The sequence below is a fragment of the Mycetocola sp. Y791 genome, assembly GCF_059445325.1.
In genome coordinates, this window is record NZ_JCAIUC010000002.1 from 145,088 (window position 1) to 168,164 (window position 23,077).

A 23,077-nucleotide genomic window follows, 5' to 3' on the forward strand; every position below is an offset into this window, starting at 1 on the left:
CGGGACCGTTGTGAAGATTGTCATCATCGGAGGTGTCGCGGGCGGGATGTCCGCGGCAACCCGCCTGCGCCGTCTCGACGAGAGCGCGGAGATCGTCGTGTTCGAGCGCGGGCCATATGTCTCGTTCGCGAACTGCGGCCTGCCGTATTACGTCGGTGGAATCATCGAGGATCGGGAGAGCCTCCTCCTCCAGACTCCCGCCTCACTCGCCGCACGTTTTCGCCTCGATGCGCGGGTACTCCAGGAGGTCACCCACATCAACCGCGAATCCAGAACGGTAGAGGTCACCGGCGTCCGCGACGGCATCACGCACACGGAGCCGTACGACGTCCTGATCCTGGCCGCTGGAGCAACGGTAACCGGCACTCTCCCCGGAAATGGCGTCCCGATCCACACCCTGCGAACCGTCGACGACGTGGATGCCATCGCCACGGTTCTCGATAAGGTCGGCGACAGCGCGCGCGCTGTCGTCATGGGAGCCGGATTCATCGGGCTCGAAGCGGTCGAGAACCTCGTCGCCAGGGGACTCGCCGTGACGCTCGTCCAGCGCGGACCCCGTCCGCTGTCCCCCCTGGATCCCGAGATGGCTGCCCCGGTCATCGACGCGCTCCTCGACCACGGTGTCGACCTTCGCGTTCACACCACGGTCACCGATATCCGCGCCGGCAAAGTGCACCTCGACGACGGAACCGTCGTCGCCGCCGACCTCATCATCGACGCACGCGGCGTGCGACCCGACTCCTCCCTCGCTCGCGACGCTGGCCTTGCCATCGGGGCCAGCGGCGGCATCGTCGTCGATGAATTCCAGCGCACGAGTGACCCCTCGATTTACGCGGTCGGCGACGCGGTTGAGAAAACTGACGCCATCGACCATGGCGCGACGCTCGTGACAATGGCCGGCCTCGCCAACCGCCACGGCAGGACAGCCGCAGATGCCATCGTCGGCATCGCTGAGCCGAGCGTGCCCGCGTTCGGCGCATCGATCGTCGGACTCTTCGGCCTTGCCATCGCGATGATCGGTTGGAGCGAGGCCCGGCTGCTCGCCGCTGGCCGGCCACACCGCGTCATCCACACGCATCCGTCATCGCACGCCGGTTACTATCCCGGCGCCGAACAAATGTCGATGAAGCTCCTCGTCGACACTGAAACGGATGCCATCCTCGGCGCCCAGATCGTCGGCGGGTCCGGCGTCGACAAGCGAATCGACGTCATCGCCACGGCGATGGCCGGCGGTCTGACAGCATCCCAGCTGTCGCGACTGGAGCTCGCGTATGCGCCCCAGTTCGGCTCGGCGAAGGATGCCGTCAACATGGCGGGCTACGTCGCCGACAACCTCGCAACGGGGGCAAGCCGCAGCGTCCAGTGGCACGAACTCGATGACGCGATTTCGGCCGGGGCGATCCTGATCGACGTTCGTTCCGCGGGTGAATTCGACAGGGGCACGATCCCGGGGGCGATCAACCTGCCTCTCGACGAGATCCGTGAACGCGACGCTGAACTGCCGGACGCTCCGCTCATCGTCCACTGCCAGGTCGGGCAGCGCGGGCACACCGCCTCGCGGCTCCTCGCCCAGCTTGGGCACGACGTACGCAACCTCGATGGTGGCTACCGCACCTGGCTCGCCGGAACGGCAGCCACGTCGCCGAAGACCGGCGCCCACCGCACACCTCCCGCTACCTCACTCGCGTAAGGACGCCCATGTCGACACCCACCGCACCCGTTCCCGCTGAACCTGCCGCCGAAACTCCCGACGACAACCAGAAAAAGGTACTGAATCGGCTGAAGCGCGCGCAGGGACAGCTGTCATCGGTCATCGCTGCCGTCGAGTCCGGGGCCGAGTGCCGTGACGTCGTCATCCAGCTCGCCGCCGTCTCAAAAGCTCTCGACCGTGCGGGCTTCACCATCGTGTCATCGGCGATGAAGGATTGCGTCAGTGGCACGGGCGAGAAGAGCGACCCGATGACGGTCGATGAGCTGGAGAAGCTCTTTCTGACGCTCGCCTGACCGGCATCCGGGAATGCACGAAGCGCCGGGCGGGTGTTGACCCGACCGGCGCTTCGTTCGCGTGTAGTCCTAGTTGTACTGCTTCCAGACCGTTGCGATGAGGATGTTGGCGACGGCCAGGCCGCCGAGTGCGGGGATGACCCAGCTGGCGAGCACATCGCGCTTCTTATTCATGAAAGCGATCACGAAGATGGCGATGAGCACGACGAGCTTGACGGTGATTTTGAGGTTGTTGACCTCGTGTCCGAGCGGGTACTGGAGTCCGACGAGGAGAACACCGGTGATGAGGAGCAGCCAGGCACCGTGCATGATGGCGGGGACGATACGCGTCTTTCCGAGCTTGATCTGAGAGATCTGCACCAGGACACCACCGAGCAGACTGGCTATGCCGATGATGTGGAATGCGAGTATGACGTTCTTCAGAATCTCCATGGTCCCGATGTTATCGACAGTGTGTCGATAACACGAATCCGGCGAGCGCGGACCTCAGCCAACTGTGACGGATGCCGTCGTCAGGCGTGAATACCGGAATCGAGCATCGCGTTGATGGAGGTGGTGACCTCCTCGGCCGGGACGCCGTGGCCGACCAGCTGAACGCCCGAGTTGATCATGCCCTGGACGAGCATGGCCGCCGTCGCGGCATCCGGAATCTGCATCTCCTCGAGCAGGGTCCTGAGCGGCGCCAGCAGCATGTCGTGCATCGCAATGATGGCGTCCCGGCTCTTCGGTGAGAGATCGGCGTCGCGAAGTCCGGTTGCCAGGGAGTGCTTGCCGTCCGCCGTCATGCGCATCGTCGCATCGACATAGGCGTGGAGGCGGTCAGGTCCGGGAGACACCGCTGCGGTCGCGGTCTCGAGCTCCGCGACCCACTCCTCGAACGCCTGAATGGCAATCGCGGCGAGGAGGTCGTCTTTCGAGGGGAAGTACTCGTAGAAACTCGAGCGGGACAACCCGGCGCGTTCTCCGACCGATCGCGGGGTAACGCTGGCGACCCCCTGGTCAGCGATGATCGACTCCGCGGCGTCGAGGAGCGCACGACGCTGAAGAATGCGGTGTTCCGCAACGGTCGGGGCCGTGATCTTGGGCATGGGGCCATTATCCCTGTGCCCGCGCCCGGGCCGGACTCCATCGCGTGCAGCTTGCGCGCCCAGCCTGCACCGGTTTCCCCCGTCACAGCACAGCGCTTCGACCTCCCATCACCGTACGACGTGCGGTCCGCACGATAACGCGCCTCGGCAGCAGTGATTTGGCACCCGCTTGTTTCGCATGCTGGCGCAGTAAATCTGGCTCTGGAGGAATATTTTGGCAATCGGTTGACAAAAGGCCCAGCCCGGCGTTGAATGGTCGCCAAGCACTACCCCGGTGCCGTCACCGATGACGGACGCCCATCGATTGCATCTTCAGACAAAGGAGTTCGGATGCGTGCCTTGCAGTTACAGTTCCCTGGCGCGGAGGTGCTGCGGTGAGCACGCCTCTCGACAAGTCGGTGGACAAGCCCCTCGACGCTACGCAGGCCCAGGCCACGCACGGGACGAATACGGCCGCCATGCCGGTCCCGAAGAAGCCCAAGGGACGAGGTCGCGGCCTGCTCGCTCTTGGCTTTGCCAGCATCGTCGACGGGTTCGAGGGCGGACTCGTCAACACGCTCTTCCCCGTCATCCGCGACGCCCTGGGCCTGCAGACCAGCGCGCTGGGTATCCTCACGGCGATCAGCCGGTTCGCGCGGATGCTGTTTGGCCCGATCTGGGCCTCCCTCGCCGACCGCTACGGCCGGAAGAAGATCCTCTTCATCGCGACCGGACTGTGGGGCTTGTGGACGATCGCCGCCGGCTTCGCGCAGGACTCCACGCAACTCTTCGTCCTGTACACGATCGGCGTCCTGGGCACGGTGGCGTCAGAGCCCATCGTCAACGGCCTCGTCGTCGACATGTACTCATCCAGGGAGCGGGGCAAGGCGTTCGGCATGCTGCGCACGATCGCAACCCTCGCCTCGGTCATTGCAACACCGATCATCGGGCAGTTTGCCAACATCGACGACGGCTGGCGCTACGGAATGTTCGTGACGGGCGGAATCAGCGTCCTCTCCGGTGTCTTCATTCTGCTCTTCGTCCACGAACCGCTGAAGCACACCCCTGTCGGTGCGATCGATCCGGATGCCATGAAGTTCAACTTCCGCGCCGCGAGGGACCTGCTGCGCACGAAGACGATCCTCTTCATGGCCGTGCAGGTTATCCTGACCACGAGCCTCGTCCTGTTCGCATTCTTCATCACCTACTTCGTCGACGAACGCGGCTGGAGCACGGCGGACGCCGCGATCCTCATGTCGGTATACATGCTCGGCGCTGTCATCAGCGGCCTGGCCGGTGGGTTCCTCGGCGACTGGTTCGAACGACGCTTCGGCCCGCGAGGCCGGGTCATGATGATGCAGGGATACCTCGTCCTCTTCGCAGTCTCGACCGCTCTGCTGTTCCAGATCGACTGGGGCACGGGTGTCGCGATCTACATCGTGATCTTCCTCACCGGCCTGGTCAGTTCGATCGGCCACCCGGGTGCCGTGCTTCCCATCGTGGGCTCGGTCGTGTCGAAGAAGGTCGTTGCCACCGCATACGCGCTCATCTTCTCCTTCGTCCAGGGCCTGTTCGCTGCACTGTTCAGCCTCGCGTTCGGTTTCCTCGCCGACGCGCTCGGGCTGGAGACGTTGATGTTCTGGCTCATCTCGGTGCCGTACCTGATCAACGCGGTGCTGTGGACCCTGATGTACCGCATTTACCCGAAGGACGCCGCTCGGCAGGCTGCCCGTGAGGAGGCCGAGCTCGCACCCGCAGCAGACCGCGCCTGACCCTGGAAGAGGACGGATGCTGGCAACCGCTTGCCAGCATCCGTCCTCTTCTGCTTTGATGATCACAACGGGACACAGTCCCGCTCGCCCAGCAATGTCGCTCAAGGAGATTTCCCCCATGCTGAAGCCCCGCTCCACCGCCACTCGCGAACTCGTCCGCCTCGACGGCCTGTGGCGGTTCGCCCTGGACACGACAGCGGGTGACGCGCCGTGGTCGACCACACTCGATACGCCGCGCGAGGCTCCCGTTCCCGCGAGCTACAACGACCTTTTCGTTGATGCAAACATCCGCGACCACGTCGGGTGGGTCTGGTACCAGCGCACAGTCCGCGTGCCGCGGGGCTGGGCCGGCGAGCGCATCTTCGTTCGTTTCGACGCAGCGACGCACGAGGGCCGGGTCTACGTGAACGACGACCTCGTCGTCGAGCACATCGGCGGCTACACCCCGTTCGAAGCCGACATCACCGACCAGGTGACCCCCGGCGGCGAGTTTCGCCTCACCGTCGGAGTGAGCAACATGCTCTCCAACGTCACGATCCCGCCGGGCAACGTCACGGTCGGCGACGACGGCCGCAAACGCCAAACCTACCTGCATGACTTCTACAACTACGCCGGCCTTGCCCGCTCGGTGTGGTTGTACAGCGCCCCAGCGGTCCGGGTCGACGACGTCACAATCGACACTCGGCTTGAGGGCGCCGACGGCCTCGTCACCTACGACGTCGTCACGACATCCGACGCCGATGTACGCGTGCGGATCACGGATGCCTCCGGCACCATCGTTGGCGAGGCGGACGGCGCGACCGGCACTGTTCACATCTCGAACGTCCAACTCTGGCAACCCGGCGCTGCCTACCTCTATGACTTCGTCGCCGAGGTGCTCCAGGACGGTGAGGTCGTCGACAGCTATCCCCTCGCGATCGGCGTTCGCACGGTCGAGGTGCGTGGCAACCAGTTCCTCATCAACGGTGAGCCGTTCTACTTCACCGGCTTCGGCAAGCACGAGGACACAGCGGTCCGCGGCAAAGGCCACGACGACGCCTACCTCGTGCACGACTTCGAGCTGATGACGTGGATCGGGGCGAACTCGTTCCGCACGTCGCACTACCCATACGCCGAAGAGGTTCTCGAATACGCCGACAGGCACGGCATCGTCGTCATCGACGAGACCGCGGCCGTCGGACTGAATTTTTCCGTGATCGGCGGCTTCCTGGGCGGCCCCGTTGTGCCCACCTTCGGGCCAGATACCGTCAACGACGAGACTCGGGAGGCACACGCCCAGGCACTGCGCGAACTCATCGCGCGCGACAAGAACCACCCGAGCGTCGTGATGTGGTCGATCGCCAACGAGCCTGACTCCGGCTCTGATGGCGCCCGCGAGTACTTTGAGCCACTCGCAACGCTCACCCGGGAGCTCGATCCGACCCGCCCGATCACCTTCGTCAACGTGATGCTCGCCACCTTCGAGCAGGACCGCATCGCCGACCTCTTCGACGTGCTCTGCCTCAACCGCTATTACGGCTGGTACATCGACCACGCCGACCTCGCCTCGGCCGAGAAGCACCTCGAGGGCGAGTTGCGAGGCTGGGAAGAGAAGTACGGCAAGCCCATGATCATGACCGAATACGGTGCCGACACCGTGACAGGACTGCACTCGGTATTTGATCAGCCATGGACCGAGGAATACCAGGCCGCCTACCTCGAGATGAACCACCGAGTGTTCGACCGCATCGAGTCTTTCGTCGGTGAGCAAGTGTGGAACTTCGCTGACTTCCAAACCGCGGCTGGCATCATCCGCGTGGACGGCAACAAGAAGGGTGTGTTCACTCGGGACCGTAAACCGAAGGCAGCGGCACACGCCCTCCGCGCGCGCTGGACCAACCTCGAAACCCACCCACGGGGCTAACTCCACAGCACCGACGCACCACAGGAGATCACCCGCGAATCACGCGGTGATCTCCTGTGGTGTTTGCGGTGTGTGAGGTGACACCACTTTTCTCTTGACCTGACACCATCGTGGTGTCACACTGATGTCATGGAACTTGGGCCGTACGTCACTGACCTCCAACGCCAGCTGGTGGATGCCGCCGCGAACGGCGCGGAAGACACCCGCGCCGTGGCCGAGCGGCTCGCAGCCGGTCTGGACTCCGCGACGCGACTCGTGCTCCTCGAGGCGCTGTCCGCCGCCGTCGGTGAAATCACCCGCGATCTCGCCCCCGGATCGGTTGACTTGCGCCTGCGCGGGCGCGACGTTGAATTCGTCGTCACGCAGCCCACGCCGGAGCTCGACACCGACGATCGCGCACTCGCGGCGGTCGATCTCGATGACACAAGCACCTCACGCACCACTCTTCGCCTGCCAGACGCTCTCAAGGCGCGGGTAGACGAGGCGGCAGCCGCCGACGGCCTGTCGGTCAACACCTGGCTGGTCCGAGCGGTTGCCGCCGCCCTCGCCCCCAAGCAACGACGAAACGCACAGCGAACGCTGCGCACCGGCGACAACTTCGCCGGCTGGGCGCGGTAAAAGCCCGGCTCACCACATTACGAGCCCCGTGACACCACGGGGTCGGTCAAGCACGCCCAGAGAAAGGGAGGCGCACGCATGCCCAGATTCACCACACCACACCCCATAGACCTCGCCATCAAGCTGCCGGTCGGGGAAATCACCGTCGTCGCGAGCGACCGCGAAGACACCGTCGTGACGGCGTCACCGACCAACCCCGCCAAGGCCGTTGACCGCCGGGGCGCCGAGGAGACAAAGATCGATTTCGACGGGCAACGCCTGACGGTGACCGGTCCGAAGCCCAGACTCAGCTTCATCGGGCCGTCCGAGTCTGTCGACCTGACCGTCGAACTGCCGACGGGGTCACGGCTCACCGCCGACATCTCGGTCGGGAACCTGAATTCACGGGGCCGCCTCGGCGCCACCCGGATCAAAGCATCGACAGGTGCCGTTGACCTGGAGCAGACGGGCGACCTGTGGCTGCGCGCCGGTCACGGCAATACAACAGTGGGAACCGCGAACGGCGGTGCCGAGATCACCGCGGATCACGGCCAGATCCGCGTCGGCACCGTGACCGGCGACGCGTTGCTCAAGTCGTCCCACGGCAACATCAGGGTCGCTGAATCCGGCGGTGAACTCGAGGCGAAGCTCTCGTACGGTGACCTCGAGATCGAGAGGGCACTCGGGTCGGTGACCGCGAAGACTGCGTACGGCGCTATCGAATTGCGCGAGGTCTCGAGTGGCTCGATCCAGGTCGAGAGCGGATTCGGCCAGATCTCCATCGGCGTCCGTGACGGCATCCCCGCCTGGCTTGATGCGTCATCCAGGGACGGACGCGTGCGCAACGACCTCGAGGGTGGCGCCGCACCCGACACATCCGAACAAACCGTCGCGGTGCGTGCGCGGACCCAGTTCGGCAACATCACCATTCAACGCGCCCGATGAAGCCGGGCTGATTCGAAGGGAACACCCCAATGAGCACCGCAGGGAACACCGCAGGAAACACGCCAGCTATCCACGTCACCGGACTCCGAAAGTCCTACGGCGACAAGGTCGTCCTCGACGACGTCAGCCTCTCCGTCCAGGCGGGTACCGTCACCGCGCTCCTTGGTCCCAACGGGGCGGGCAAGACAACGGCGATACACATCCTGTCGACACTCATCCGTCCGGATGGCGGCTCGGCATCCGTCAACGGATTCGACATCCTTCGTCAGCAGGATGGCGTCCGTGCATCGATCGGCCTGACCGGGCAGTTCTCCGCCGTCGATGGGCTGCTCACCGGCGAGGAAAACCTGCTGCTGATGGCCCGCCTCCGCCACCTCGGCCCGACACGCTCGAAGGCCCGGGTGGCCGAGCTGCTCGAGCAGTTCGATCTGGTCGACGCGGCACGCAAGCCTCTCGCCACCTACTCGGGAGGGATGCGGCGGCGGCTTGACCTCGCCATGACCCTGGTCTCGACCCCGAGCGTGATCTTCCTCGACGAGCCAACGACCGGCCTCGACCCCCGGAGTCGCCACACCATGTGGGACATTGTCAGAGCGCTGGTGGCGGAGGGCACGACAGTACTGCTCACCACCCAGTACCTCGATGAGGCCGACGAGCTGGCACACAGAATCGCAGTACTCGACGATGGCCGGATCGTCGCCGATGGAACCCCGGAGGAGCTCAAGCGCCTCGTCCCCGGCGGACGCGTCCAGCTTCGATTCGCGGATGCCGCTGCACTGGATGCCGCTTCCGGCATATTGGCGGGAGCGGAACGCGATGATGCCGCCCTGGCGCTGAGTGTGCCAAGTGCCGGCGGAATACGAACGCTGCGAACCATCCTGGACCGCCTCGATGCGGCTCACGTCGACGTCGACGACCTCAGTATCACTACCCCCGACCTCGATGACGTGTTCTTTGCCCTGACAGGGAAGAGGGAACAGGCCAGCCGGGCCACGTCGAAAGGAACAGTCTCATGACCACAGTCACCGCACCGCGCCCGGCCACCGGCCCAGCCACGGGCATCCGCCGCCAATCGCACATCATCGCCGATTCGGTGACGATGCTGCGGCGCAACCTGCTGCACATGGTTCGCTACCCGGGCCTGTCGCTGTTCACCATCCTCGGGCCGGTCATTGCCCTGCTGCTCGTCGTGTTCGTCTTCGGCGGCACGCTCGGAGCCGGCCTGCCCGGAGCTGACCCCGCTACGGCTCGCGAGGCATACACCGCCTACGTCATGCCGGGCATCCTGCTGATCACGATCAGCGGAGCGATAACGGGAGCCGCCATCACCGTCTCGATGGACATGATCGAGGGAATCACAGCGCGCTTCCGCACCATGGCGATCTCGCGGGCGGCGGTCCTCGCCGGGCATGTGCTCGGCAACACCATCCAGGCGATCATTGCCGTTGCGCTCGTGCTCGGGGTCGGCGTGCTGATCGGGTTCCGGCCGACGGCGGGGCCAATCGAATGGCTGGCAGCCGCTGGCCTGATCGCCCTCATCTCCTATGCACTCTGCTGGCTCGGGGTTGCGATGGGGATGCAGGCGAAGTCGGTCGAGACCGCGAGCAACCTGCCACTCATCCTGACCATCCTGCCGCTGCTCGGAAGCGGCTTTGTCCCGACGGACTCAATGCCGGCCGGGCTGCGGTGGTTTGCCGAGTACCAGCCGTTCACGCCGTTCATTGAGACGGTGCGAGGCCTGCTGCTCGGCACTCCGCTCGGCTGGAACCCGGCACTGGCGATCGGGTGGTGCGTTGTCATCGCGGTCGTCGGGTACGTCTGGTCGATGGCGATCTACGAGCGGAAGTCGGTGCGCTGACCCGGGCCGGAACGACAAAGGCCACCGGGATCCGGTGGCCTTTTGCCGATCAAACTCACTGTGCGCGAGGGGGGACTTGAACCCCCACGCCCTTTCGAGCACTGGCACCTGAAGCCAGCGCGTCTGCCAATTCCGCCACTCGCGCAGTGTTGCGACATGCACGCATGTCAACTCAGCGAGATTAGCATGGCACGCGCTCGAACTCCATTCGAGGCCAGGGCCAGGACGAGCGAACCGTACTGTAATCGGCGCGAATGCGCCAGCGAATGCTGGCATGACGCCCGTTCCGGTGCCACTCTCAGCCCCGACCACTAACATGTGCATAGCTATTTCACGCGATCGGGAGACCTGTGGGCATTCTGGACAACTTCGAGAAAGGTCTCGAACGCGCCGTAAACGGTGCGTTCGCCAAGACCTTCCGTTCGGGGCTTCAGCCGGTCGAGATCACGTCCGCTCTCAAGCGGGAACTCGACACCAAGGCTGCCGTCGTGAGCCGCGAGCGCATCCTCGCGCCCAACCAGTTCGTCGTGAGCATGTCGCCATCCGACTACGAGCGGATGACCGGAATCGGGCCGGCTCTCATCGACGAACTCACGAGCCTCGTCCAGAAGCACGCGAAAAACCAGGGCTATCAATTTGCCGGTGGTGTCAGCATCCGTTTGACAGCCGATTCATCACTCAGCGACGGGATGCTCCAGGTCGACTCGGTCAACGTCAAAGGCCAGGTGTCGTGGACACCGGTCCTCGACATCGGTGGCAAGCGGTACCCGATCGAGAAAAGCCGCACAATCATTGGGCGCGGAAGCGACGCCGACATCACCGTCGATGATTCGGGGACGAGCCGCAAACACGTCGAAATCCTCTGGGACGGTGAGCGCGCGCAGGCCCGTGACCTCGGCTCGACGAACGGTTCGACCCTCAACGGTCAGGCCTTCAGCCAGGCCGTGCTCGAACCAGACTCGGTCGTACAGATCGGCCGAACGCGTATTGTGTTCCGAGTGTTGGCACAGGCTACGACCCGAAACTCAGCGATGGAACCCGAAGATTCAACGCGGGCTTACGACGCCGGCGACGGATTTTGGGGGCCTGCGCGGTGAGTGAACTCACTCTGCTGGTCCTTCGGATCGGCTTCCTTGTGCTGCTTTGGCTGTTCGTCTTCGCCATCGTCTACGCACTGCGCTCCGATCTCTTTGGGCAGACCCCCCGCAAGACGCCCGCGGCAGCCGCCGCCGCGTCACCCGCTCCCGTGCAGAACCCTGCTCCTCGGGCTCCCGTTGTTCCGCCACGGGCGGCCGCGGCGCCACCCTCGCTGCCTCCCCAGCCGCGCAAGAACGAAAAAGCGACAATCCACAACGTCAGTCGGCTGGTCATCACCGCCGGCCCCAAGGAGGGTCTCGAAGTCTCCCTCGGCCGCGACCCGCTCACCATCGGTCGTGCGCCGGACTCCGGCCTCGTGATCCGCGACGACTACACCTCAACCCACCACGCCAAACTCCTGCTGTGGAATGAAGACTGGATGATCCAGGACCTGGACTCAACCAACGGCACATTCCTCGGCGGCAAGCGCATCAGTGCACCGACGCAGATCACACTCGGCACCCCGATCAAGGTCGGCGCGACCAGTTTCGAACTGCGGCGGTAGACGATGACAAAAGCGGGCGACTCCGCGGCCATCTCCCACGTCGGGAAGATCAGGTCGAACAACCAGGACTCCGGCTACGCCGGGAAGCACCTGTTTGTTGTCGCCGACGGCATGGGCGGTCACGCGGGCGGTGACGTGGCATCCGCGATCGCGCTTCAACGCATCATCGAAGCGGATGCCGATTACACCAGCGCGCAGGACGCCGAAGCGGCACTCCAGTCGGCCATCATCTCGGCGAACAACGAGCTCGCCGACGCCGTGTTCGAGCACCCCGAACTGGCCGGCATGGGCACAACTGTCGACGCCATTGCCGCTGTCGGCGACGAGATCGCAATTGCCCACATCGGTGACTCCCGCATCTACCTCCTCCGTGACGGTGAACTGAGCCAGATCACCACAGACCACACCTTTGTGCAGCGCCTCGTGGATTCCGGGCGCATCACCGAGGAAGAAGCCATGGTGCATCCGCGCCGCTCCGTGCTCATGCGGGTGCTCGGCGACGTCGACTCCAACCCCGAAATCGACACGATGATCATGGGCACCCACCCTGGCGACCGCTGGATGCTCTGTTCCGATGGCCTCTCCGGCGTCGTGGACAAGGACGCGATCGAGGCGACCCTCGCCCAGGAGCTGCCCGCGCGACAGGTCGGCGAACAGCTGGTCCGCAAGGCTCTCGATGGCGGGGCGCCAGACAACGTCACTGTGGTCATCTACGACGTCGGCGTCGAACGATCCGCGAACGCCCAGACACCGGTCATCGTCGGGTCGGCTTCCCGGCCCCTCGCTTTCCAGAACGAAGCGCCGAAGCGAGCCGGCCTGCTCCCATCGCTGCGGCTTCACGCGGCACGCGCCAACCCCCTTGCATCGAGCCACTTCGAACCAGCGTCGGAGGATTACCTCGATGAGCTCATCGAGGAGGACGCCCGCCGGGCCAGGCGGCGGCGCCTCACCTGGCTCGTCGGAACCATTGCCCTCGGACTTGCCATCGTGCTCGCCGCCCTCCTCGGTTACGCGTGGACCCAGTCGCGCTACTTCGTGGGCGCCGACGACAACACGGTCGTCATCTATCAGGGGATCCAGCAGGACATCGGCCCGTTCAGCCTCTCGCACGAGCACAAGGACACCGGGATCCCGCTGTCCCTTCTCTCGACGTATGACCGCCAGCAAGTGGAACAGACCCTGAGCGCCGCGTCGCTCGAGGAAGCGGAAGAGATCGTGTCGCGACTGAGGACGACGACGTCCCAGGACGAGGACGGTGGCTGATGGCAAACGCCTCGAATCTGACGAAACCGGCAGACGGTTCCGCGCTGCGGCCGGACACCAGTGTGTTGCGCACCATGCGCAAGCTCCACCTGCCCCAGAAACTCCGTAACCGCGAGCTCGCCCTTCTGCTCTTCGCGTGCGTCATCAACTCCGTCGCGATCCTGCTCGTGCAGCTTGGCGCAACCGGAGTGATCGACCTCGAGCTCCTCTACCTCGGTGCGGGGCTCTCCGTGCTTGTCATCGGCCTGCACATCTGCCTCCGCTACGTGGCACCCAAGGCTGACCCGCTTCTCCTGCCGATCGTCACCGTGCTCAATGGCCTCGGCATCGCCATGATTTACCGGATCGACCTCGCCAAGAATCTCTCCGGGTGGGAGGCTGCGTCGACGCGGCAGATCACCTGGTCGGCCGTCGCGATCATCGCTGCCATCGTGGTCACCCTTGTGATCCGCAATTACCGGGTGCTGTTCCGTTACACCTACCTGTTCGGCGCTCTCGCCTTCGTCCTCCTGCTCCTCCCCCTGGTTCCGGGTCTGGGTCGCGAGGTCAGCGGTGCGAGGGTCTGGATCAGCCTCGGCGGCTTCGGCAGCTTCCAGCCCGGTGAGATCGCGAAGATCGCACTTGCCATCTTCTTCGCCGGGTATCTGGTGCGCACGCGCGACAGCCTCTCGATGGTGGGCAAGAAAATCCTCGGCATCCGATTCCCCCGCCTCCGCGACCTCGGGCCGATTCTCGTCGTCTGGGCCCTGTCGATGCTCATCATCGTGTTCCAGCACGACATGGGGACCGCGCTCCTGTACTTCGGCCTGTTCACCGTGATGCTCTACATCTCCACGGGCCGGCTCAGCTGGATCCTTATCGGCATCGGCCTGTTCGGTGGAGGCGCTTTCTTCGCGTCGCAGACGCTGACCTACGTCCAGGGCCGATTCCAGAACTGGCTGGATGCCTTCAGCCCGCAGGTCTACGACGCCACCGGCGGCAGCTACCAGCTGGTGCAGGGCATCTTCGGTCTCGCCCACGGTGGTCTCATCGGTACGGGACTCGGCCAGGGCCGACCACAACTCACGCCGCTGTCGCAGAGCGACTACATCATCGCGAGCCTCGGCGAAGAACTCGGCCTCGCCGGACTGTTCGCGATCCTCGGCCTCTACCTCCTGTTCGTGTCACGCGGCATCCGGATCGGATTCGCCGGCCAGGACGACTTCGGCAAGCTGCTCGCCATCGGCCTCGCGTTCACCGTGGCCCTTCAGGTGTTCATCATGGTCGGCGGCGTCACCCGCGTCATCCCGCTCACCGGCCTCACCACCCCCTTCCTCGCGGCGGGTGGCTCGTCACTCGTGGCGAACTGGATCATCGTCGCGCTGCTGCTCAGGGTGAGTGACAGCGTTCGAACCGGACCGGCATCGGAGGTGTCAGCATGAATCGAGAACTCAAACGAGTGAGCTTCGTGGTGCTCGCGATGTTCGCCGCACTCTTTGTCTCCACAACCTTCATCCAGGTCGTGCAGGCGGATGCGCTCCGCCTGGACCCGAGGAACACGCGCGCCCTCTACGACAGCTACGACACCGAACGCGGACCGATCCTCGCCGGAGGAACCGTCATCGCCCAGTCGGTGCCGACCGGTGATCAGTACGCGTTCCAGCGTGAGTACCCACAGGGTGAGCTTTATGCACCGGTGACCGGCTATTACAACCCGACCCAGGGGTCAGCCGGCATCGAGCAGTACATGAACGATTACCTCTCGGGAACATCGAACACGCAGTTCCTCGACACCATTAACAGGATCGTGGCGGGTCAGGCGCCCAAGGGCGCCGCCGTCGAGGTGACCATCGACCCCGTCGTCCAGCAGGCCGCGTTCGACGCGCTCGGTGACAGACAGGGCGGCGTTGTCGCGATCGAACCAGCGACCGGTCGCATCCTCGCCATGGTCTCCTCGCCGACGTATGACCCTAACGTCCTCGCGAGCCATGACTCGAAGGCCGTTGTCGCGGCATACGCCGCGCTGGAAGACGACCCGCTCAAGCCCCTCACGAACCGTGCAACGAGCGGTGACATGAACCCTCCCGGCTCGTCGTTCAAGATCATCGTTGCCGCAGCCGCGCTCGAGAGCGGTAAGTACACTCCGGAGAGCACATTCCCCAACCCGGTGAGCTTCCAGCTGCCCGGCAGCACGTCCGAGGTCTTCAACTGGACGCGCGCCGCGTGTGGACCTGGCGAAACGGTCACCCTCAAGGAAGCGCTCCGCCAGAGCTGCAACGTCCCGATGGCAGAACTCGCCATCGAACTCGGAGACGACGCGATTCGCGAGCAGGCCGAAAAGTTCGGGTTCAACTCTGAAATCCTCCTGCCATTCCCATCTGGCAAGAGCTTCTACCCCACGAACCTCGACGATGCCCAGACCGGTTTGACGGGATTTGGGCAGTACGAAGTTCGGGCGACCCCACTGCAGATGGCGATGACATCCGCTGCCATCGGGAATGACGGCGACCTGATGGCGCCGAACCTGATTGACCGGGTTACCGGGAGAAACCTTGAAGTTCTGCAAAGCTTCGAACCTGAGCTCATGAGCGAAACTCTCGACGAGGAGAGTTGCGTCCAGCTGACGGACATGATGATCAGCGCCGTCTCAGAGGGCCAATCCAACGGTGCAAGAATAGAGGGGGTCGATGTGGCTGGGAAGACTGGAACAGCGCAGAACGGCACAGGCGAACCATATTCACTCTGGTTCACCGGCTTCGCGCCAGCGGAAAACCCGGAAGTAGCAGTCGCGGTCGTTGTCGAGAATGACGGCAACCTGGGGCATCACAGCTCCGGCAACATCGTGGCCGCTCCCATAGCCAAGAAAGTCATAGAGGCGGTGCTGAACAAATGAGACCCACAGCAGGGGTCACCTTCGGGGGGCGCTACGAGCTCGAATCCCGCATTGCCATCGGCGGTATGGGTGAAGTGTGGAACGCCACGGACCTGGTCATCGGCCGAAGCGTCGCCATCAAGATCCTCAAGGATGAGTACCTCGGCGATCCCAACTTCCTCGAGCGTTTCCGCACGGAGGCACGCCACGCAGCACTCGTGAACCACGAGGGCATCGCCAATGTCTTTGACTACGGCGAGGAGGACGGCAGTGCCTTCCTGGTGATGGAACTCGTTCCGGGCGAGGCGCTCTCGACGATGCTCGAGCGGGAACACGTGTTGTCGACCGACAAGGTCCTCGACATCGTCGCGCAGACAGCGGCGGCACTTCAGGCCGCTCACGCCGCCGGGCTCGTTCACCGTGACATCAAACCGGGAAACCTCCTGATCACACCGGATGGTCGGGTCAAGATCACCGACTTCGGCATCGCGCGCATCGCCGATCAGGTACCGCTGACCGCTACCGGACAGGTGATGGGCACCGTCCAGTACCTGTCGCCGGAACAGGCGTCAGGCCACGCCGCGTCGCCGACAACCGACATCTACTCGCTCGGCATCGTCGCCTACGAGTGCCTCGCCGGAAAGCGTCCGTTCACCGGTGAGTCGCAGGTGGCGATCGCCATGGCGCAGATCAACGAGACACCACCACCACTCCCCGTGACCGTCTCGGAACCGGTTCGCAATTTCGTGCTGTCGATGATCGCCAAGAACCCGGCAGACCGTCCGGCATCCGCTGCGCACGTGGCTCGCGCGGCGCAGGCTCTGCGCCAGGGCAACGTGTCAGCTGCGACCGTCGCGGTTCCTGCCATCGCAGGGGACTCGACGCCGACAGCAGCGACGATGCTCCTTGGTTCGGATGCCGAAACCGCTCTTCTCGGAACGGCGGCGGCCGGCGCGACCGACCTCCCCACCACAACGGCCGAGGTGCCCACCTCGGAAAAGAAGAAGAAGCGCAGCCCGTGGACCTGGCCGCTCATCGCCCTGATCGCGATTCTCGCCGTTGTCCTCACCGGAACGGTCATCGCCCTGGTCAACCAGGAGGAGACACCGCCGCCGGTTGAGACGACGACGAGCGCACCGGTTGAGACCACGGAACCGCCCGAGGAAACGCCGACGCCGGAACCCACGCAAAGCCTCATCGCCGTGAGCCAGTCAGACTTCATCGGCCTGACCTATGACCAGGCCGCGACGAAGCTCAGGTCGCTCGGACTGGCGTCCGAGCGCGTTGACGGCAATGCCGCGAGCTCGCAGGACGAAGTCGGCACTGTCTACGCGATCAACCCCGAAGGCAACCTCGAAAAGGGCCGCGTCGTCAAGGTCACCGTGTACAGCCCGATGGCGGAGATCCCGACGCCGACCGCAACGCCGACGCTGTCCGGTGCCGCCTGCGTCGATACAAGCTGCACAGCGCTCACGGCGGGAGCAGAGGTCACGGTCAACTGGGCCGCGTTCACCCGGTGCCCGGCTGGTTCGTCGCTTCTCGGCTACCGCATCACGGTGGCGGGTGGCACGTCCCAGGCCGCCGGAGGCGAGGTTTCGTCGAACACAGCGCGAGTGACCGTCGGCTCCGCGCCCGGTACGTTCAGCGTGAGCTACAGCGCACACTGCGGGCAGCAGGAGACCGGCCAGTCTCCGACGGCGACCGCGACGATTCAGGAGCCAACTGAGGGCGAGAACACTCCCGGCGGTTGAACATCGGCCAACGGCTAGGATGTACCCGACTGACTTGCGATTGCTGAAGGAGCTAATGAGTGGCTGACGAACAACGCCTGCTTGCGGGGCGCTATCTCGTCGGTGACCTTATCGGCCGCGGTGGAATGGCCAACGTTTATCGCGGCACCGACACCAAGCTCGGACGTACCGTCGCGATCAAGATACTCAAGGCCGATCTCGCCACTGATCCCGCGTTCAGAACCCGCTTCCGACAGGAAGCCCAGGCCGCGTCACGCATGGCCCACCCGACGATCGTCCGGGTGTTCGACGCCGGTGAAGAAACCGTGAGACATGACGGCCGCATCACGCGCGAGCCGTTCATCGTCATGGAGTACGTCCAGGGCGAGACGCTCAAGACCGTGATCGCCGACGGGCCCCTCGACTCCACGCGCGCGGTAGCGATCGCTGAGGGCATCCTCACAGCTCTCGAATACTCCCACCGGGCAGGTGTCGTCCACCGCGACATCAAACCGGGCAACATCATGATCACGCCAGAGGGCAAGGTCAAGGTGATGGACTTCGGAATCGCCAGGGCCGTCAGCGACTCCTCCTCCACCGTCGCGCAGACCACGGCGATCCTCGGCACCGCCTCGTACTTCTCGCCAGAGCAGGCGAAGGGCGAAACTGTCGACGCTCGCACCGACCTGTACTCAACCGGCGTCGTGCTCTTTGAAATGCTCACGGGGCGCGCGCCGTTCCGGGGAGACACCGCGGTTGCGGTTGCGTACCAGCACGTAAGCGAGACCCCGGTCAAGCCGTCCAGCGTCAACCCGAAGGTCTCACCCGCGCTCGACTACGTCGTCATGCGGGCGCTGAAGAAGGATCGTTTCGAGCGGTACCAGACGGCTGCCGAGTTCCGTGATGACGTCGAGCTCGCCGGCCGGGGCAAGATCCCCACCCAGCGAGACAATGAGGACGTTGCAACTGCGCTCTTCGGACAGTCACCCCACGTCCCCTCGAGCACGGAGCAGGCGCTCCGCCAGCTCACGAGCGATGACTCTGTAACCCGCACCCAGCGCCGTCCGCCCGTCGTGTGGATCTGGGCCGGAATCGCGTCCATCGTCGTGGTCCTCGCGGCGGTCATGATCTGGGTAATGACGTTGAGCAGCGTCGAACCGCCGCCAGCGGCATCCCGTACTGTGCCCGACCTCGTCGGCGTCAGCGAGCAGAGCGCGGTCAACACGCTCACCGAACTCGACCTCGTCGCGAGCGTCGTCAACGAACTGAACTCCGAGGTCGAAGCGGGAACCGTCATCCGAACGGATCCGGGGACAGACAGCCGGGTTCCGCCGAAAACCGTCGTCCGCGTTGTTGTTTCGACCGGTGCTCCCACGATCGGGGTGCCGGAAGTCACCAATAAGACAACCGAGCAGGCCGAGGCAGACCTGGTTGCCGCCGGCCTCACCACGGGTGCCATCAGCCGTGAAAACTCCCCTGACTTATCGGCGGGCACCGTCATCAGCACCGACCCTGCCTCGGGCACCCAGGTCGCCCCCGGCTCGACAGTGAACCTGATCGTATCGAGCGGCATGGTGACCATTCAGGACGTTCGGGGACAGAGCCTGAGTGTTGCAACCGATCTGATGGAGGATCCGGCGGTCGGCCTTACCGTGGAACCTCAGCCTGACTCCACCTGTCCTGCGGAGCCCGGCAACCCGGTCACGAGCCAGTCACTCGCCCCAGGCGATGTACCCCAGCAGTCGACCATCGAGCTCACCTACTGCACCGGATAGCTGTCGTCGCCAGCCGTGTGAACGGATGCCACGACAAACGAAAGCGGTGGCTGGGACCGTAAGTCCCAGCCACCGCTTCGTTGTTAGACGGATCTACCGCAGCGTGTCATCGCGCGAGTAGTCGGTCGTCGGGGGCACTCCGCCACCGTCCGGCGACACGTAACCCTCAGTGGAGTACGTGGCCGTGTCCGACTGTGCGTCGGTTGACGAGTCGTCAGAACCGCCACGGATGTCGTCGGTCTGCGACTGCGCATCGCCCTTGACGTTGGAAACAGCGTCTGTGGCCGCTCCCTTGACCGACTGGGCAGCATCCATTGCGGGTTCCTTGAGGTCCTCGGCGACGCCCTTTGCGGTCTCCTTGAGGTCATCAACGAGCGGCCCGGCCTTGTCCTTGGCGGTCTGGGCAAGCTGCTTCTCCGCGCTCGACGCCGGAATCAGCGAAGCGATGAGCAGCCCGGCACCGAAGGCAATGACACCAACGGCAAGAGGGTTGCCCTTTGCCTTGTTCACTGCGGCGGACGGCATGTTGCCTGCGCTGGAGGCTGCGCCACCGACCTGTGAAGCCGCGTCGCTGAAGTGTGAGCTGGCGCTGTCAGCAACACCCATGACATTGTCCTTGACGCGGCGGCCGAAGCCTTTGACCTTATCGGTCTGACGCTGGGCAATGCTCGATGGGCTGACCTTGTCAGCGAGGGCGTCGACGTCGTTGCCGAGCTCTCGGCGTGTTTCCTCAATGTCCTGACGGATTGCTTCGGGATCGTTGGTCATCTCTGGTCCTCACTTGTCTTGAATGCATCTGGCACTTTTTTCAGTGTTTCTGCGGTCTTGGGCGCACCCTGGATTTCTTCGACTTCCTTCTTGCCGCGCATCGCGAGGACCGCCGCAACGATTCCCCAGATTGCCGCGACAATCAGAGCCGACCAGACGTTGCCCATCAGGTAGCCGAGGCCCCACCACAGCGCAATGGACAGGAACATCAGGGTCAGGAAGCCGGCGACGCCTGCGCCGCCGAACATTCCGGCGCCCTTTCCAGCCTTCTTGGCTGAGTCGGAGAGTTCCGCCTTCGCGAGTTCAACTTCCTGGCGGAAGAGAGTCGAGATGTCCTTCGACACCTCACCAAGCAACTGGCCGAGGGACTCAGTCTTCCCGTCGGGATCCGGCACGTATGGTTCGCTCATCGGACGTCACCGGTATCGCCGTATTCGTTTGCGGTGTCGGCGTACGTCGGAGTGTCGCTGTATGCGGGCGGTGCCACGTAGCCCAGGTCGGTCGCGGGCGGCGCAGCGTCAAACGTCTGCGTCGATGCCTGCGGCGTCACTGTGGATGCTGAACCCGTTGTGGAGGTCGAGTCGTCGTTTCCGGCGGCGAGCGACTTGGCAAGCCGACCAACGACGATTCCCGCGCCAGCGGCAATTGCAATGAATACTCCTGGGCGTCGGCGAGCGAAGCTCTTCACGTCGTCGACAATTCCAGCGGGGTCGCGGCTCTCGAGCCATCCGGCAACGCCTTCCGCGCGGGAAGCCGCCTGTGAAACGAGGCTCGTTGCAACGCCGCTGGTCTCCGACGAGTCGGCCATCGAACGGAGCTGCTCGCTCATCGTCCGGATGCCGCCAGCGGCACGCTCCTGCTGAGTGCTGGCCTGTGAGGTCAGCTGAGTGCGGACCTCACCGAGGAGGTTCTTTGCCTGGGTGCCGACCTCCTGCTTGACGTTCGACGCCTCGTCGGCGGCGGTCGAAGCAACGTGGCCTCCGGCCTCGCGAACCCGGTCGGTCGTGGATGCGTCTTCAGTACCGGTTGAGGTTTGTGTCATGATTCTTCCTCCTAGGAGGAGACCGAGCCGCGGTTCAGAGTGAAAAGCGGCGTTAGGGTCTCGAGTCGTGTGACAAGAATCCTGACTGCAGCGCCGCCGAACGGCAAGGTTAAGGGCCGGGGTTGACACCCCGCGGACAGGGGAGTATCGCGCGACCAAAAACCGCGAAATCCCGGGGAACTTAACGCCCGGGATCAGGCCGCGGACTCCGTCGGAACGAGGGGCGTCAGACCCTTTGCTGTCTCAGCAGCCTCCGCCAGGCCCGCCGTGGCGAGCCAGTTCCCGAGCATCAGATACCCGCCCTCGGTGAGCACGCTTTCCGGGTGGAATTGAACGCCGTAAATCGGAGCATCGACGTGCCTGAGCCCCATAATCACACCACCCTCGGTCTGGCTGGTGACGACGAGCTCGTCCGGCACTGTGCCGTTGACGACCGCGAGCGAGTGGTAGCGCGTGGCAGTGAACGGTTGCGGCACGCCAGAGTAGAAGCTGCTGTCGTCGTGCTCAATCAGCGACGTTTTGCCGTGCATGAGCTCGTCGGCGTTCGTCACCGTGGCGCCGAAGGCTTCAGCGATCGCCTGGTGGCCGAGGCAGACGCCGAGCAAGGGCGTGCCGGCGCGGAGTGCAGCTTTCACCACCGGGATGGACACCCCCGCATCCGCGGGAGTGCCAGGGCCCGGTGACACCAGAACGCCGTCATACTCAGCGATACGCCGAGCGGCATCCTCCGGCCGGAACTTATCGTTGCGGATCACGTCAGTTTCGGCGCCGAGCTGGAGGAGATACCCGTTCAGCGTGTAGACAAAGCTGTCGTAATTGTCGATCACCAGTACGCGCGTCACGTCACTCCTACTCTTCAACGGTTACTTCCTGCGTGTCGACGATGCTCTGCACCCAGGGGAAGACCCAGGTCGCCAACACATACAAAACTACAGCGATCAGAATGATCACGATGAGAAGTCGCACCCACACCGGTCCGGGGAGTGCGCGCCAGAGCGCGGCATACATGTTCAGCCCTCCAGGGATTCGGTGAGTGCAGCGGGCGGGCCCGCTGACAGGGGAGTCCAGGATTCGAACACTCCGTAGGCGATGATGCGCTCGGCCTGGGAGAACACGGGATTGCAACTTGTCAGCGTGATGATCGAATCGGTTGCGACAACACCGTCGGACTGAGGCACCGGGTCGAGGACCCCGACGCCCGATGGCTTCACGTACTCCGTGGTGCGATACCGGTAGGTGTACCAGCCGTCCTGAACCTGGATGACTATCGCGTCACCGACCCGGAGCGATCCGATCGCGTTCAGTGGCTTGCCGTGGGTGTTTCGGTGACCGGCAACGGCAAAGTTCCCTACTTCTCCCGGCATCTGCGTATCGGGGTAATGCCCAATTCCCAGTGGGTCGAGAGTCCGTGACTTGGAGACTCCGCCGGCGATCTTTGCCGCATAGTCAGGCCCGAAGCGCGGAACATGCATGATGGCGAATGTTTCGGCGTCTCCGGGCTGCGGAAGGATGACCGGCTCTCCGTAATCCACAGGTTGTGGATTACTCGCGGGCGGACTCGGCACTGTTGTCGGCATGCTCGACGCCCACTGCCTGCTCAGCTCAGCCGCCTCGCTGTCCTGCGCGGCGCGCTCGATGGCATCGTTCAGCCACAACTGCCAGACGAGGAAGAGCATGACCAAAACTCCGCCTGTGATCAGGAGTTCTCCGATCACGCCGACGATACTGATCCGCGATCGGGTTCGCGTCGGTTTCGCTCGCGCACGCAACCGGCGGCCAGCCGCGGTGTCGGGCAGTGCTGGCTCGGTCGAAGGCATGCGGGCAATTCTATCCGCAGGAGATGACAGCTCACCTTCGCGC

The 23,077-nt window shown here is 64.3% G+C and carries 23 protein-coding genes and 1 tRNA gene; 15 read left to right on the forward strand and 9 right to left on the reverse strand.

Translation table 11 applies throughout. The annotated features are described in order from the left end of the window. Positions 1 to 10: 10 nt before the first annotated feature. Both AC1C2N_RS05545 and AC1C2N_RS05550 read left to right on the forward strand, forming a co-directional pair. Entirely contained in the window at positions 11 to 1,690 is a 1,680-nt protein-coding gene (locus AC1C2N_RS05545; RefSeq protein ID WP_495433202.1) for an FAD-dependent oxidoreductase, read from the forward strand. Positions 1,691 to 1,698: 8 nt separating this feature from the next. Further along, the gene (locus AC1C2N_RS05550) at positions 1,699 to 2,004 is read left to right on the forward strand and encodes a metal-sensitive transcriptional regulator (protein ID WP_483406561.1); all 306 of its coding nucleotides are present in this window, start codon (positions 1,699 to 1,701) and stop codon (positions 2,002 to 2,004) included. 69 nt (positions 2,005 to 2,073) lie between these two features. Here the strand turns inward: AC1C2N_RS05550 and AC1C2N_RS05555 are convergent, their stop codons facing one another. Both AC1C2N_RS05555 and AC1C2N_RS05560 read right to left on the reverse strand, forming a co-directional pair. Then, positions 2,074 to 2,436, reverse strand: a complete 363-nt coding sequence (locus tag AC1C2N_RS05555; RefSeq protein WP_483406560.1) for a hypothetical protein — start codon at positions 2,434 to 2,436, stop codon at positions 2,074 to 2,076. Between the two features lie 80 nt (positions 2,437 to 2,516). Next, positions 2,517 to 3,092: a TetR/AcrR family transcriptional regulator gene (locus tag AC1C2N_RS05560; protein ID WP_483406559.1), complete on the reverse strand. Its 576-nt coding sequence runs from the start codon at positions 3,090 to 3,092 to the stop codon at positions 2,517 to 2,519. A 374-nt stretch (positions 3,093 to 3,466) separates the two neighbouring features. On the opposite strand from AC1C2N_RS05560, the gene AC1C2N_RS05565 reads away from it, so the two are divergent. The 6 genes from AC1C2N_RS05565 (at position 3,467) to AC1C2N_RS05590 (ending at position 10,146) form a co-directional block, all read left to right on the forward strand. Further along, complete coding sequence (locus tag AC1C2N_RS05565) at positions 3,467 to 4,843, forward strand: MFS transporter (RefSeq protein WP_495433204.1); 1,377 nt, start codon at positions 3,467 to 3,469, stop codon at positions 4,841 to 4,843. 118 nt (positions 4,844 to 4,961) lie between these two features. Next, positions 4,962 to 6,746, forward strand: a complete 1,785-nt coding sequence (uidA, locus tag AC1C2N_RS05570; RefSeq protein WP_483406557.1) for a beta-glucuronidase — start codon at positions 4,962 to 4,964, stop codon at positions 6,744 to 6,746. A gap of 129 nt (positions 6,747 to 6,875) precedes the next feature. Continuing rightward, the gene (locus tag AC1C2N_RS05575) at positions 6,876 to 7,364 is read left to right on the forward strand and encodes a histidine kinase (RefSeq protein ID WP_483406556.1); all 489 of its coding nucleotides are present in this window, start codon (positions 6,876 to 6,878) and stop codon (positions 7,362 to 7,364) included. Positions 7,365 to 7,442: 78 nt separating this feature from the next. Further along, complete coding sequence (locus tag AC1C2N_RS05580) at positions 7,443 to 8,288, forward strand: DUF4097 family beta strand repeat-containing protein (RefSeq protein ID WP_483406555.1); 846 nt, start codon at positions 7,443 to 7,445, stop codon at positions 8,286 to 8,288. A 29-nt stretch (positions 8,289 to 8,317) separates the two neighbouring features. After that, positions 8,318 to 9,304, forward strand: coding sequence for an ATP-binding cassette domain-containing protein (locus AC1C2N_RS05585; protein WP_483406554.1), 987 nt, complete (start codon positions 8,318 to 8,320; stop codon positions 9,302 to 9,304). Further along, positions 9,301 to 10,146 carry an ABC transporter permease gene (locus tag AC1C2N_RS05590; protein ID WP_483406553.1) on the forward strand — a complete coding sequence of 282 codons (846 nt, stop codon included), beginning with the start codon at positions 9,301 to 9,303 and terminating at the stop codon, positions 10,144 to 10,146. The genes AC1C2N_RS05585 and AC1C2N_RS05590 overlap by 4 nt, the downstream gene beginning before the upstream one ends. Positions 10,147 to 10,207: 61 nt before the next feature. Here AC1C2N_RS05590 and AC1C2N_RS05595 read toward each other — a convergent pair. Next, positions 10,208 to 10,291, reverse strand: a tRNA-Leu gene (locus tag AC1C2N_RS05595). A 205-nt stretch (positions 10,292 to 10,496) separates the two neighbouring features. On the opposite strand from AC1C2N_RS05595, the gene AC1C2N_RS05600 reads away from it, so the two are divergent. The 7 genes from AC1C2N_RS05600 to pknB are packed head-to-tail and all read left to right on the forward strand — an operon-like array spanning position 10,497 to position 19,407. After that, positions 10,497 to 11,243: an FHA domain-containing protein gene (locus AC1C2N_RS05600; protein WP_483406552.1), complete on the forward strand. Its 747-nt coding sequence runs from the start codon at positions 10,497 to 10,499 to the stop codon at positions 11,241 to 11,243. Continuing rightward, entirely contained in the window at positions 11,240 to 11,788 is a 549-nt protein-coding gene (locus tag AC1C2N_RS05605) for an FHA domain-containing protein FhaB/FipA (protein WP_495433205.1), read from the forward strand. The genes AC1C2N_RS05600 and AC1C2N_RS05605 overlap by 4 nt, the downstream gene beginning before the upstream one ends. A gap of 3 nt (positions 11,789 to 11,791) precedes the next feature. Further along, positions 11,792 to 13,051, forward strand: coding sequence for a Stp1/IreP family PP2C-type Ser/Thr phosphatase (locus AC1C2N_RS05610; protein WP_483406550.1), 1,260 nt, complete (start codon positions 11,792 to 11,794; stop codon positions 13,049 to 13,051). Beyond that, positions 13,051 to 14,472: an FtsW/RodA/SpoVE family cell cycle protein gene (locus AC1C2N_RS05615; protein ID WP_483406549.1), complete on the forward strand. Its 1,422-nt coding sequence runs from the start codon at positions 13,051 to 13,053 to the stop codon at positions 14,470 to 14,472. Before AC1C2N_RS05610 ends, AC1C2N_RS05615 begins: the two co-directional genes overlap by 1 nt. Continuing rightward, entirely contained in the window at positions 14,469 to 15,923 is a 1,455-nt protein-coding gene (locus AC1C2N_RS05620; RefSeq protein WP_495433206.1) for a peptidoglycan D,D-transpeptidase FtsI family protein, read from the forward strand. Before AC1C2N_RS05615 ends, AC1C2N_RS05620 begins: the two co-directional genes overlap by 4 nt. Further along, entirely contained in the window at positions 15,920 to 17,653 is a 1,734-nt protein-coding gene (locus AC1C2N_RS05625) for a protein kinase domain-containing protein (protein WP_495433207.1), read from the forward strand. The genes AC1C2N_RS05620 and AC1C2N_RS05625 overlap by 4 nt, the downstream gene beginning before the upstream one ends. A 59-nt stretch (positions 17,654 to 17,712) precedes the next feature. Further along, positions 17,713 to 19,407: a Stk1 family PASTA domain-containing Ser/Thr kinase gene (gene pknB, locus AC1C2N_RS05630; protein WP_495433208.1), complete on the forward strand. Its 1,695-nt coding sequence runs from the start codon at positions 17,713 to 17,715 to the stop codon at positions 19,405 to 19,407. Between the two features lie 93 nt (positions 19,408 to 19,500). Here the strand turns inward: pknB and AC1C2N_RS05635 are convergent, their stop codons facing one another. The 6 genes from AC1C2N_RS05635 to AC1C2N_RS05660 all read right to left on the reverse strand — a co-directional run bounded on the left by AC1C2N_RS05635 (position 19,501) and on the right by AC1C2N_RS05660 (position 23,034). After that, on the reverse strand, positions 19,501 to 20,175 hold the full coding sequence (locus AC1C2N_RS05635; protein ID WP_495433209.1) for a DUF3618 domain-containing protein: 675 nt from the start codon (positions 20,173 to 20,175) through the stop codon (positions 19,501 to 19,503). Beyond that, entirely contained in the window at positions 20,172 to 20,585 is a 414-nt protein-coding gene (locus tag AC1C2N_RS05640) for a phage holin family protein (protein WP_483406544.1), read from the reverse strand. Before AC1C2N_RS05640 ends, AC1C2N_RS05635 begins: the two co-directional genes overlap by 4 nt. Continuing rightward, complete coding sequence (locus AC1C2N_RS05645) at positions 20,582 to 21,217, reverse strand: hypothetical protein (RefSeq protein ID WP_495433210.1); 636 nt, start codon at positions 21,215 to 21,217, stop codon at positions 20,582 to 20,584. Before AC1C2N_RS05645 ends, AC1C2N_RS05640 begins: the two co-directional genes overlap by 4 nt. Positions 21,218 to 21,411: 194 nt before the next feature. After that, complete coding sequence (locus AC1C2N_RS05650; protein WP_483406542.1) at positions 21,412 to 22,059, reverse strand: anthranilate synthase component II; 648 nt, start codon at positions 22,057 to 22,059, stop codon at positions 21,412 to 21,414. A 7-nt stretch (positions 22,060 to 22,066) separates the two neighbouring features. Continuing rightward, positions 22,067 to 22,225, reverse strand: coding sequence for a hypothetical protein (locus AC1C2N_RS05655; protein WP_483406541.1), 159 nt, complete (start codon positions 22,223 to 22,225; stop codon positions 22,067 to 22,069). 2 nt (positions 22,226 to 22,227) lie between these two features. Further along, on the reverse strand, positions 22,228 to 23,034 hold the full coding sequence (locus AC1C2N_RS05660; protein ID WP_483406540.1) for a class E sortase: 807 nt from the start codon (positions 23,032 to 23,034) through the stop codon (positions 22,228 to 22,230). Positions 23,035 to 23,077 lie beyond the last annotated feature (43 nt).